Source organism: Nocardia harenae NBRC 108248 (assembly GCF_001612885.1).
In the GTDB taxonomy this organism is placed as follows: Bacteria; Actinomycetota; Actinomycetes; order Mycobacteriales; family Mycobacteriaceae; genus Nocardia; species Nocardia harenae.
The window spans coordinates 435,400-447,711 of sequence record NZ_BDBH01000007.1; the positions used below are offsets into that span (position 1 = coordinate 435,400).

The 12,312-nt window shown below is 74.6% G+C and carries 9 protein-coding genes and 1 pseudogene; 8 read left to right on the forward strand and 2 right to left on the reverse strand.

Annotated elements, in window-relative coordinates; genetic code table 11:
- The first annotated feature begins 244 nt into the window (after positions 1–244).
- Positions 245–1,354, forward strand: coding sequence for an alanine dehydrogenase (ald, locus tag NH2_RS17605; RefSeq protein ID WP_067654973.1), 1,110 nt, complete (start codon positions 245–247; stop codon positions 1,352–1,354).
- On the opposite strand, the gene sigJ is transcribed toward ald, so the two are convergent.
- Entirely contained in the window at positions 1,355–2,278 is a 924-nt protein-coding gene (sigJ, locus tag NH2_RS17610; protein ID WP_218021717.1) for an RNA polymerase sigma factor SigJ, read from the reverse strand.
- 78 nt (positions 2,279–2,356) lie between these two features.
- Between sigJ and NH2_RS17615 the strand changes: the two genes are divergently transcribed.
- Positions 2,357–3,271, forward strand: a complete 915-nt coding sequence (locus tag NH2_RS17615; RefSeq protein ID WP_067654976.1) for a cobalamin biosynthesis protein — start codon at positions 2,357–2,359, stop codon at positions 3,269–3,271.
- Positions 3,272–3,389: 118 nt separating this feature from the next.
- On the opposite strand, the gene NH2_RS17620 is transcribed toward NH2_RS17615, so the two are convergent.
- Positions 3,390–4,244 (reverse strand): SURF1 family cytochrome oxidase biogenesis protein, encoded by an 855-nt coding sequence (locus NH2_RS17620; RefSeq protein ID WP_067654979.1) that lies wholly within the window; start codon positions 4,242–4,244, stop codon positions 3,390–3,392.
- 111 nt (positions 4,245–4,355) lie between these two features.
- On the opposite strand from NH2_RS17620, the pseudogene cobC reads away from it, so the two are divergent.
- The 6 genes and pseudogenes from cobC to NH2_RS29260 form a co-directional block, all read left to right on the forward strand.
- A pseudogene (gene cobC / locus NH2_RS17625) lies at positions 4,356–5,378 on the forward strand (Rv2231c family histidinol phosphate aminotransferase CobC); the annotation flags it as partial.
- 239 nt (positions 5,379–5,617) lie between these two features.
- Positions 5,618–6,739, forward strand: coding sequence for a Nif3-like dinuclear metal center hexameric protein (locus NH2_RS17630; protein WP_067654983.1), 1,122 nt, complete (start codon positions 5,618–5,620; stop codon positions 6,737–6,739).
- Between the two features lie 90 nt (positions 6,740–6,829).
- The gene (locus tag NH2_RS17635) at positions 6,830–7,471 is read left to right on the forward strand and encodes a hypothetical protein (RefSeq protein WP_067654986.1); all 642 of its coding nucleotides are present in this window, start codon (positions 6,830–6,832) and stop codon (positions 7,469–7,471) included.
- A 71-nt stretch (positions 7,472–7,542) separates the two neighbouring features.
- A complete protein-coding gene (locus NH2_RS17640; RefSeq protein ID WP_067654990.1) occupies positions 7,543–8,280 on the forward strand; it encodes a zinc ribbon domain-containing protein in 738 nt (245 codons plus the stop codon).
- Positions 8,277–9,452, forward strand: a complete 1,176-nt coding sequence (locus NH2_RS17645) for a bifunctional RNase H/acid phosphatase (protein WP_067654992.1) — start codon at positions 8,277–8,279, stop codon at positions 9,450–9,452. Before NH2_RS17640 ends, NH2_RS17645 begins: the two co-directional genes overlap by 4 nt.
- Before the next feature lie 285 nt (positions 9,453–9,737).
- Positions 9,738–12,197 (forward strand): FAD-dependent monooxygenase, encoded by a 2,460-nt coding sequence (locus NH2_RS29260; RefSeq protein WP_169811503.1) that lies wholly within the window; start codon positions 9,738–9,740, stop codon positions 12,195–12,197.
- Positions 12,198–12,312: the final 115 nt, after the last annotated feature.

The following is a 12,312-nucleotide window of genomic DNA, read 5'->3' on the forward strand; positions in this document are numbered from 1 at the left end:
TGCACCAATATCCAGGCGACTTCAAGGTGAATGGAAGACGACTTCCGCCGGAAGTTCTGACGACCGGTCGACGCGGCCGTTGTGCGAGTGAATGTTCGACGCGGATCACCGGCTGTCCATCGGGGGATGCCGACCCTGCCCGGCTTCGATCCCGAGGAGGAGATCGCCACGGCGCTCGGCGAGGGCGGCGGTGCCCTCGGCGCGGCGGACCGCGGAGCCGTCCGCTGTGGGCAAGGATGGGCCCATGCGCATCGGAGTACCGCGGGAGATCAAGGAACAGGAGTTCCGGGTGGCGCTGACCCCGGCGGGCGCGGCCGAGCTGGTCCGGCACGGGCACGAGGTGCTGGTGGAGCGGGGCGCGGGGGTGGGGTCGGGGTTCGGGGACGACGACTACACCGGGTCGGGTGCGGTGTCGGTGCCGGACCCGGACGAGCTCTGGGGCGCGGCGGAGCTGGTGCTCAAGGTGAAGGAGCCGATCGCGGCGGAGTATCCGCGGCTGCGGAAGGGGCAGGTGCTGTTCACCTTCCTGCACCTGGCCGCCTCCCGGGCCTGCACCGAGGCGCTGCTGCGCTCCGGCAGCACCGCGCTCGCCTACGAGACGGTGCGTGCCCCGGACGGCTCGCTCCCGCTGCTCGCGCCCATGAGCGAGGTGGCGGGCAAGCTGGCGGCGCAGGTCGGTGCGTACCACCTGATGGCGCCGATGGGCGGGGCCGGGGTGCTGCCCGGCGGGGTGCCGGGGGTGCGGCCGTGCGAGGTGGTGGTGCTCGGCGGCGGGGTGGCGGGCGCCTGCGCGGCCGAGGTCGCCGCCGGAATGGGCGCACAGGTGACGGTGCTCGACACCAACCAGGCCAGGCTGCGCGAGCTGGAGGTGCGCTTCGGCAGCCGGATCGTCACCGTCGCCTCCAACAACACCGAGGTCGAGCGGGCGGTGCGCGGCGCCGACCTGGTGATCGGCTCGGTGCTCGTGCCCGGCGCGCGGGCGCCGAAGCTGGTCTCCACCGAGCTGGTCGCGCGCATGCGACCCGGCGCCGTGCTGGTGGACATCGCCATCGACCAGGGCGGCTGCTTCGCCGACTCGCACCCGACCACGCACGCCGCCCCGACCTTCCGGGTGGCGGACGCGCTCTTCTACTGCGTCGCCAATATGCCGGGCGCGGTGCCGCACACCGCCACCGTCGCGCTCACCAATGCCACGCTGCCCTCGGTGCTCACCATCGCCGACCGCGGGGTGCGGGCCGCCTGCCGGGCCGACCGCGGGCTGGTCGCCGGGCTCACCGTGGCGAACGGCACGCTCTTCTCGCCGGAGGTCGGCGCGGCGCACGGCATTCCGGTCGGCGCGCCGGACCTGGGCTGATCACTCCGGGTCGGTGAGGTACCAGTCCGGCTCGGCGGCGGGCAGGTCGTGCAGCTTGTCCGGGTTGCGGACCACGTGGATGGCGGTGATCCGGCCCGCGTCCACGGTGAAGGCGCAGACGCTGGCGTGGTTGCCGTCGAAGAGCAGCAGCCCCGGCTCGCCGTTGACCAGCACCGATCGGCCCCAGCCGTGCCTGGCGGCCGGGGCGTGGTACCAGCCGACCAGCAGCTTGGCGACCAGCTCGGCGCCTGCCACCGGCCTGCGGATGGCGGGCACCTTGCCGCCGCCGTCGGCGGTCAGGCTGACCTTCTCGTCCAGCACGCCGAGCAGCGCGGCGATGTCGCCGGAGCGCCAGGCCAGCGCGAAGGCGGAGACGACCTTCTCGTGCTCGTCCGGCGAGGCGGGGAAGCGCGGGGTGCCGTCCTGTACCCGTTTGCGGGCGCGCGAGGCGAGCTGCCTGACCGCGGCCGGGGTGCGGCCGACCACGTCGGCCACCTCCGGGCCGCTCATGCCGAAGACGTCCTGCAGCACGAAGGCGGTGCGTTCGGCGGGGGAGAGCGATTCCAGCACCACCAGCAGCGCCGTCGTCACCCGTTCGTCCTGGGTGACGCGGTCGGCGGGGTCGGTGGATACGGTGACCTCCGGCTCGGGGAGCCACTCGCCGACGTACTGCTCGCGGCGCATGCGGGCCGAGCCGAGGTGGTCCAGCGCGAGCCGGCCGGTGACGGTGCTGAGCCAGGCGCGCAGGTTGTCGATCGGGGCGCCGCCGGACTCGGTGTGCCGCTGCAGCCGCAGCCACGCCTCCTGCACCACGTCGTCGGCGTCGGCGAGGCTGCCGAGCGTGCTGTAGGCGAGGCGGCGCAGGTAGGGCCGGTGTTCCTCGAATTCGCGCGCCAGCGCGGTGGTGCCGTCGGTCATCGCCATCCGCCGTTCGTCATCGGGCCGTCATCGGGTGGACGATGGGGCCGCCTCGAGTGTGACAGCACCGGATAGTCTCGCCGGGTGTCAACGACCCTCGGCCTCGCGCTCGGTTTCGCCCTGGATCGGGCGCTCGGTGATCCGCGGCGGTGGCATCCGGTGGCGGGGTTCGGGGCCGGGGCGGCCGCGCTGGAGCGGGTGATGTATCGCGACCGGCGGGTGGCCGGGGCGGTGCACGAGGTGGTCGCGGTCGGTTCGGTGCTCGCGCTCGGCCGGGTCACGGGCCGGGGCGGGTGGCCCGCTGTCGCGCTCGCCACGTGGACCGTGCTCGGCGGCACCAGCCTGGCGCGGACCGGGCGGCGGATGGCGGATGCGCTGGAGTCCGGGGATATCGCGGGCGCGCGGGCGCTGCTGCCCGCGCTCTGCGGGCGCGACCCCGCGTACCTCGATGCCGACGGGCTGGCGCGGGCGGCGCTGGAATCCATCGCCGAGAACACCTCGGACGCGACCGTCGCCCCGCTCTTCTGGGGCGCCGTGGCCGGCGTGCCCGGGCTGCTCGGGTACCGGGCGGTGAACACCCTCGACGCCATGATCGGCTACCGGAACCCGCGCTACCTGCGCTTCGGCTGGGCCGCCGCCCGCCTCGACGACATCGCCAACCTCGTCCCCGCCCGCCTCACCGGAGCTCTCACCGTCGCGCTCGCCCCCCTCATCGGCGGCAGTGCCTCCGGCGCGCTCGCCGCCTGGCGCCGGGATGCACGGGCGCACCCCAGCCCCAATGCCGGGGTCGCCGAGGCCGCCGCCGCCGGGGCCCTCGGGATCCGGCTCGGCGGGCCGACCCGCTACCCGCACGGCACCGAGCCCCGACCCGTGCTCGGCGACGGCCGCTCCCCCGGGGGCGCCGACCTCCGCCGGGCCGTGGTGCTCTCCGAGCTGGTTCAGCTCGGGGCGCTGCTCGTGGTGGGTGTGTCGAGTGTCACCTCGAGGAAGCGGCGATAAGCCGTCGGCCGACCTTCGCTGCCTCGCGTCGAGGGGCACCCTGGCTCGTGCACCGAATCGAGCGGAAGCCCGCCTCGTCGGCAAGGCATCGAGTCGAGCGCGGAGCGGGCGATACAGGTCAGCGCGAGCGGCCGTAGCGGTCGGCCAGCCGCTGCTCGGTCGAGACGGGCTCCGGTCCGGAGACCTCCGTCGCCGGGGCAGACACGGACTTCTCGGCCCGCCTGGCGCGAATCTCGGCGTACGCGAAGTACCCGAGCCCGAGCGGCGCCATCACCCCGAACGCCAACCACTGCAGCCCGTAGGACAGGTACGGCCCGGAATCGAGCTGCGGCAATGGGCTCGGCGTGAAAACCCCCGCCTGCCCTTCGTCCACCTGGAGATACCCACCTCGCCCCCCGGTGGGCACGCTGGTGATCGGCACCCCGAGCACCTCCGCCCCCTGCGCGGTATCGATGGAGTACACCTGCCGGAACCCGTCCTGCACCGACGGCGCCCGATCCGGCGCCACCCCCTCGCTGTCCCGCACCCGGGCTTCCAGCCGCTGCTTCCCGGCGGGCGGCTCGGGAACGGCGGGCGGCCGCGACCCGTCCACCGCCTTCACCAGCCCGCGATCGACGAGCAGCACCCGCCCGTCGTCCAGCCGGAAGGCGCCGAGGACGGTGTACGCGGGCGCCCCGTCCAGGTGCCGCAGCCGGACCAGCACGGTGCTGTCCGGCAGGTAGGCGCCGGACGCGGTGACCCGCCGCCACTCCACCTCGTCCGGCCGCACCCCGGAGTCCGCGGCGAGCAGCTCGCCGATATCCACCGGCTCGGCGCGCACCGAATCGGTGATCAGCTGATTGCGCTGCTCGGTGCTGGTGTTCTTGCCGAGCTGCCACGGCGCGAGCACGGTGAAGCACAGGTACGCGAACCCGGCCACCAGCGCGGCGAGGATGAGCCAGCTGGGCCGGAGCAGGAAGGAGAGGCGGCGCATCAGCGCGGCTCCCCGAGCTCGGCGCCGGTACAGACGAAGGAGACGTGCAGCTCACCCACACCGCCATTGTCCCCGCGGCCGCCGGTGCCCGGCCACGTAGGGTGTGCGGACGTGCCAGAGGACACCATCGACCACGCCGCGCTGCGGCACCACGGCGACGTGGAGGCGGTCCCCGGCATGCTCGATTTCGCGGTGAACGTGCGCGGGAGCGCGCCGCCGCCGTGGTTGCGGGAGCGGCTCGCGGCGCGGCTCGGCGATCTGGCTCGGTACCCGGCGGCGTCCGACGAGTTCCGGGCGCGGGCGGCGGTCGCCGCGCGGCACGGCCGGAGCCCGGAGGAGGTGCTGCTGCTCGGCGGCGCCGCCGAGGGGTTCGCGTTGCTGCCGAAGCTGGGGTCGCGCGCTGCCGCGGTGCTGCACCCGTCCTTCACCGAGCCGGAGCTGGCGCTGCGCGAGGCCGGGGTCCCGGTGCGCCGGGTCGTGCTCCCGCCGCCCTACTCCCTCGACCCCGCCGCGGTGCCGGACGACGCCGACCTCGTGGTGCTCGGCAATCCCACCAACCCGACCTCGGTACTGCACCCCGCGGCCGCGCTGCACGCCCTGCGCAGGCCGGGGCGGGTGCTCGTGGTGGACGAGGCATTCCTGGACGCGGTCCCCGGCGAACCGGAGTCACTGGCCGGGCTCGCGGCACCGGACGTGCTGGTGCTGCGCAGCCTCACCAAGACCTGGGCCCTCGCCGGACTCCGCTGCGGCTACCTCCTCGGCGCCCCCGAGCTGCTCGCCCGATTGGCGCACGGCCGCCCGCACTGGCCGCTCGGCACCCTGCAACTCGAGGCCATCTCCGCTACCGCCGAACCGGCCGCCGTCGCCTGGGCCGAGCGCGAAGCGCGAGAGATCGCCGCCGAACGCGAGGCGATGATCAGCGAGCTGCGCGCCACCGGCCTCACCGTGCACACCCCGGCCACCGGCCCCTTCCTCCTGCTCGAGACCCCGGACGGCGCCCCGCTGCGCGAGCACCTCGCCACCCGCGGCATCGCCGTCCGCCGCGCCGACACCTTCCCCGGCCTCACCCCCGGCCACCTCCGCGTCGCCGTCCGCGCCGCCCCCGCCGTCGCGACCCTGACCACCGCCATCCGCCGGTACCACGCCGCCGCGCACGACCGGCCCACCGCCCGCGAGGATCCCGCCGCGCACGTCGGCGCCGAGGGGTGCGAAGGCGCCACCGCCCGCGACCGGACCGACGCGTGCGCCGACGTTGCCGCGCGAGACCGCGCCACCGCGTCCGGCGCACCGGAGTCCGACGCGGCGCCGCGCTCCGGCACTCCGAACCGAACCGCCCCCGAGCACCGAGCACCAGCAGGACGGAGCCACCGCCCATGACCACCCTGGCCGACCTGATCGCGGTCCTCGAGACCGCCTACCCCCCGTCCCTGGCGGAGTCCTGGGACTCCGTCGGCCTGGTCTGCGGCGACCCCGCCGACCCCGTGCACCGCGTGCACTTCGCCGTCGACGCCACCGAAGCCGTGGTCACCGAGGCCATCGACGCCGGCGCCGGGGCCCTGGTCGCCCACCACCCCCTGCTGCTGCGCGGAGTCGACACCGTCGCCGCGGACACCCCGAAGGGCGCCCTGCTGCACCGCCTCATCCGCGCGGGCTGCGCCCTCTTCACCGCCCACACCAATGCCGACTCCGCCGCGCCCGGCGTCTCGGACGCGCTCGCGCAGGCCATCGGCCTCACCGACCTCCGCCCGCTGAACCCGCAGGACGCCGCCCCGGTGGACAACTGGACCATCCAGATCCCCCGCGAGCACACCGACGACGTCGCCGCCGCCCTCTTCGCCGCGGGCGCGGGCGGCACCGGCGACTACCGCGACTGCGCCTCGATCGCCCCCTCCACCGGCCAGTTCCGGCCGACCGACAACGCGAACCCGGCCATCGGCACGAAGGGCGAGCTGACCCGCGTCCCCGAGGACCGCCTCGAGGTGATCGCCCCGCCGCACCGCCGCCGAGCGGTCCTCGCCGCGCTGCGCGCCGCGCACCCGTACGAGGAACCCGCCTTCCACATCAGCACCAGGGCCGCGCTCCCGGCGGGCACCGGCCTCGGCCGCATCGGCACCCTCCCGGCCCCGGAAACCCTGCGCGCGTTCACCGCGCGCGCCGCCGCCGCGCTCCCCGCCACGGCGTGGGGCGTCCGCGCCGCGGGCGACCCGGAGCGCGTGCTGGAAACGGTCGCGGTCTGCGGCGGCGCCGGCGATTCCTTCCTCGGCACGGTCGCACGCAGCGGGGTGGACGCCTACCTCACCGCCGACCTGCGCCACCACCCCGCCGACGAGCACCTGCGCGCCGGTGGCCCCGCCCTGGTCGACGCCGCGCACTGGGCCACCGAATTCCCCTGGTGCGCACAGGCCGCGGCGCTGGTCCGGCGGGAGCTGCCGGAGCTGATCACGCACGTCTCGGCGCTGCGCACCGACCCGTGGACCGTCGGCTGCGGGCACTGACCGGCGAACGGCGCGTCACGCGGAGGTGACGGCTCGGTTCCGTACCCGATTCGCCCGAGATTCCCGCTCCGGCAGGGGTATAACCACGGCATGAGTTACCCGGTGGATTTCGGGGTGCTGCAGGTCGGGCTGATCATCGCGATCGTCGTCGGCGTGGCACTGCTGGTTTCGGCGTTGGTCCGCATGCGCGCGTTCGGGCTGCGTGCCCTACTCGGCCGCGGCACGAGCGGCGTCGTGCTGCTCGTCGCCGCCCTGCTGCTGCTCTGGGTGGTCACCCTGGTGCAGACCTACCTCGGACTGGCAGGCGAGGTGAAGGCCGCGCACGTGGTCGCCACCCCCGTTGCCGGGCAGGAGCATCGGATGGAGGTCAGGGTCACGCTCTTCGGCGACGAGCAGCACGAGGAGCGCACCGACACCTACCAGGTGGAGGGCGACCTCTGGGTGCTGCAGGCCAATATCGTCGAGCTGGAGCCGTGGGTGAACGCGCTCGGCTTCCACTCCGGGTACAAGGTGACCAGGCTCTACGGCCAGCGGCTCGACGGCGTCGCCACCGCGCAGAACCACATCTTCCTGAACGGCGAGGACCGCGACTTCTTCCAGGACATGGACGAGGGCCGCTGGTACACCGAGCCCTTCGTGCGCTCCGCCTACGGCAACGCGGTGATCGCGACGCCGGGCGAGTTCGACGTCTTCATCTCGCGCGACGCCATCAAGACCAGGCCCGCCGAGTAGGCGGCCCGCTGCGCGGTACGGTGGTGGACCGGCTCGTGCCACCATCCCCGTACCCCAGGAGTCTGCCCGCAGTGAATGTCGAACCATCGATCCAGGCCGCGCTGCTCCGGCTCGCGGCCGCCGATGCCGAGCTGACGCGGATCGCGCACCGGCGGACGGTGCTGCCCGAGCAGCAGGAGGTGGCCCGGCTGGAGGCGGAGCGCAACACCCAGAAGGACGCCGCGGTCAAGGTCGAGATCGAGATCGACGACCTGGATCGCGACATCCGCAAGCTGGAGGGCGAGGTGGAGGCGGTGCGCAAGCGCGAGGAGCGCGACCGCGGCATGCTCACCTCCGGCGCGGTGCAGGCGAAGCAGCTCACCGACCTCGAGCACGAGCTGGCCAGCCTGGAGCGGCGCCGCGGCGCGCTGGAGGACGACCTGCTCGAGGTGATGGAGCGGCGCGAGGCGTCGGCGGCCGACCACGACCACGCGGGCGCCAGGCTGAGCAAGGCCGAGCAGGACCTGACCGACGCGCAGCGGCTGCGCGACGAGGCGGTCGCCGATCTGGACGTGGCGCAGAATCGGTGCGAGAACGACCGGGCCGGGCTGGTCGGGGAGTTCCCCGCCGAGCTGCTCGCGCTCTACGACAAGCAGCGCGCGGCGCACGGCGTCGGCGCGGCGCTGCTGCAGGCCAGGCGGTGCGGGGCCTGCCGGATCGAGCTGGACCGCGGGGAGATCGCGCGGATCGCGAAGACCGAGCCGGAGGTGGTGCTTCGCTGTCCCGAGTGCGGGGCGATCCTGGTGCGCACCAGGGAATCGGGGCTGTGAGCGCCCGGCCGGACACGGTGATCGTCGAGGCGGACGGCGGGTCGCGCGGCAATCCGGGGCCGGCCGGGTACGGCGCGGTGGTCTTCGACGCGGCGCACGCCGAGGTGCTCGCCGAGCGGCGGGCCGGCATCGGGGTCGCCACGAACAATGTCGCCGAGTACCGCGGGCTGATCGCCGGTCTGGCGGCGGCGGTCGAGCTCGGGGCCGCCAGGGTCGAGGTCCGGATGGACTCGAAGCTCGTGATCGAGCAGCTCTCCGGGCGCTGGAAGGTCAAGCACGCGGCCATGATCCCGCTGGCCGAGGAGGCGCGCGGCCTCGTCGCCGAGTTCGACGCGGTGACCTTCACCTGGATCCCCCGCGCCCGCAACAGCCACGCCGACCGCCTCGCGAACGAGGCCATGGACGCCGCCGCCGGCGCCGAAGTCCCCCCGCTCGCCGGGGACGCGGGCACGCGGCCCGCGCGCGCGAAGGCCGCCGACGCGCCCGTCGCGGGCCGGACGGCGCCGAGCGACGCCGCGGCCACCGCACGCGACCGGGCACCGGGCTGGACCGGCGCGCGAGGTGCGCCGACGCGCCTGCTGCTCCTGCGCCACGGCCGCACCGCCCTCTCGGTCGAACGCCGCTACTCCGGCCGCGGCAACCCGCCCCTGGACGAGGTCGGCCGAGAGCAGGCGGAACGCGCCGCGAAAATGCTCGCCACCAGGGGCGGTATCGACGCCGTCGTCTGCTCACCGCTGGCCCGCGCCCACGCCACCGCGACGGCCGCCGCGCAGGCCATCGGCCTCCAGCCCGAGATCCTCGACGACCTGATCGAGACGGATTTCGGCACCTGGGAGGGGCTCACCTTCACCGAAGCCGCCACCCGCGACCCCGAGGCGCACGAAGCCTGGCTCGGCGACCCCGCCCTCCCGCCGCCGGGCGGCGAGAGCTTCGCCGCGGTCCGCACCAGAATCGAGCGTGTCCGCGACGAGCTCCTCGCCCGCTTCCCGGAGCGCACCGTCCTCGTCGTCAGCCACGTGACCCCGATCAAGACCCTGCTGCAACTGGCGCTCGATGTCGGCCCCGCCCTCCTCTACCGCCTGCACCTCGACCTCGCCGCGCTCTCGATAGCCGAGTTCTACCCCGACGGCGGCGCCTCGGTCCGGCTGGTCAACGACACCTCGTATCTCTAGAACACCCTCACTGACCTGCGGTTCTCCACCCGAGCCGCCGCCGTCACCCGGAGAAGCCGCGAATTATTGCGCATGGCAACACTTTCCGTCCGGTGAACCGGGAACCTGCGGCGAATCTCACTCCGGATCGTTTCGGCCCCCGGCCGCCGGTAGGCTGTCACGCGGTCAAGCACGGACACTTCCCTCCGCCCGGTGAAATCGGTTGCGAGCAGGGCATTCTCGCTATGTGGTGCCGGTGCGGCCCCGGCCCGAGCGCCGGGGATGTTCGAGGGGAGTGCGCGTTCTATGGTCGGTCCGGCGAAGGTCGTTGTGCTCGGTGCCGGAATCGGTGGATTGACCGCGGCGGTCGCGCTCCGGCGCGCCGGTATCGGCGTCGAGATCTACGAGGCCGGGCCGGAGCTGCGCACGCAGGGCTCGGCGCTCTCGGTGCAGGCCAATGCCATCCACGCGCTCCGCACCCTCGGCCCCGAGCTGGAGCAGGAACTGCGCAAGCGCGGCGCCAAGGTGGAGAGCTTCCGCTTCTGCCGCCCGGACGGGAAACCGCTGCGGGTGCTCCCGGTGCAGACGCAGGAGGCCAGGCTGAACGCGCCGAGCATCGCCATCCACCGCGCCGACCTGCACGACGCGCTGCGCGCCGCGGCCGGCGACACCCCGATCCACCTGGGCGCCCGCGCCACCCGCTTCGTGGACGGCCCGGACCACGTGCGGGTCGAGTTCGCCGACGGCCGGATCGCCGAGGGCGACGCCCTGATCGGCGCCGACGGCATCGGCTCGGTGGTCCGCGCTCAGTTGCACGGCCGTGCCGACCCGCGACCGGGCGGCTTCGTGTGCTGGCTGGCCTGCATCCCGTTCCAGCACGCGGCGGTCGCGCCCGGCTCGTCCACGCACTACTGGGGCACCGGCATGCGGTTCGGGCTGCACGACATCGGCGACGGCCGGGTCTACTGGTGGGGCACCAAGACGATGCCCGCCGCCGAGGCCGCGGACTGGAAGGGCGGCAAGGCCGAGCTGCTCCGGCTCTACGCCGACTGGGCCCCCGAGGTACGCGCCTGCATCGAGCAGACCGAGGAGGACGCCATCCTCGCGGTGCCCGCCCAGGACCGCCCGCCGCTCACCGCGTGGGGCCGGGGCCGGGTGACGCTGCTCGGCGATGCCGCGCACCCCATGCTTCCCGCGCTCGCCCAGGGCGCCAATGCCGCCATCGAGGACGCGGTGGCGCTGGCCGCCGCGCTGCGCTCGGCGGTGGACCCGGCGCTCGGGCTGCGCCGCTACGAGCGCTCGCGGATCGAGCGCTCGGCCATGTTCGTCGACGGCTCCCGCGCGCTCAGCCAGATCGAGCAGATGACCGACGGCAAGCTGGTCGCGCTGCGCAACACCTACTTCCGGCTCGCGCCGACCGAGTTCTTCCTGCGCGAGCTGAGCAAGCCCATGACCTTCCCGCCGCTGGACGGTCCGGTCGCCGAGCTGCCGCGCGCGCTCACCCCGGCCGAGCGCTGGTACTGGATCGCCGACGAACTGGCCCCGCTGCACGTGGTGGCGCGGGCGAGGGTGCACGGCACGGTCGAGGCGGCGGCGCTGCGCGCGGCGCTGGCCGAGGTGCAGCGCAGGCACCCCGCGCTCCGGGTGGCGGTGGCCGCGGAGCCGAACGGCACCGAGCCGGAGTTCACCGCGGTCGAGCGGGAGATCCCGCTGCGCGAGGTGACCGCCGCCGAGCCGGAGGGCTGGCTCGCCGAGATCGACGGCACCGAGCTCGCCGAGCCCTTCGATACCGCCGCGGGTCCGCTCGCCCGCGCGGTGCTCGTACACGCCGCGGACGGGTCGGGGGCAGATCTGCTGATCACCCTGCACCACGCCGTCGGCGACGGGCAGAGCGCGCTCACCGTGGCCGAGCAGGTGCTTCGGGTGGCGGCGAGCGAGGCGGGGGAGTACCCGGCGGCCCCGGTGCGGCCCGGCGCCGAGCAGCTCCTCCCGGACGGCGTCGGCGGGGCGAAGCACCTGGCGAGCTCGGTGCTGCGCGACCAGCAGGCCCGGTTCAGGCGGGCCAGGCGGCTGGTGCCTGCCGAGCTGGCCGAGCCGAAGCTGCGGCGCAGCCGGGTGCTGCACCGCCGGATCGCCGGGGAGCGGCTGGAGACGCTGCTCGCCCGCTGCGCCCAGCACGGGGTCGGGGTGCGGGCGGCGCTGGCGGCGGCGCTGATCGGCGCCACCGCGCGGGAGGCGGGGGCCGAGACCACGGCTACCTACGCCATCGGCAGCCTGCTCGGCTTCCGCGACCAGCTGCCGGTCTCGGATGCCGAGGTCGGGGTCTACCAGGGGCTGATCAGCTCCACCGCGGAGTACGCGCCGTGGAAACCGCTGTGGGAGGTCGCCGCCGAGCTGGAGGGACAGCTCGGCACCAGGCTCGCCGATCGGGATCATCTCGCCGCGCTGGAGCTGCTCCGGCTGACGTCGCCGAAATCGGCGGCGGCGGCCGGGTCGGCGGTGACGATGCTGGACCGGAACGGTCCGGGCCATCTGTGCCTGACCTACCTGGAGCGCCCCGCGTTCCCGGACCAGCTCGGCGCGTGGCGGATCTCCGGCGCGCAGTTCGTGGCGGGCACCTCGGTCTGCGGTTTCGTCTCGGCGACCGCGACCGTGCTGCACGGCGAGCTGGCCGTCAACGTCGGCTACGCCGAGCCCGCCCTCTCCGCGGCGCGGGCGGAGCGGCTGGCCGACGAGACGGTGCGGGCGCTGCTCGGCGCGCTCTGACCCGATCCGCACGCGCCACGATCCACCGCGACCGATGGCAGGCTCCGCGTCCTGGCACGGCTCGGCACCGAGTGCACACCGACGAAGTGGCCGTCGATATCCGGGGAGAGGGAAT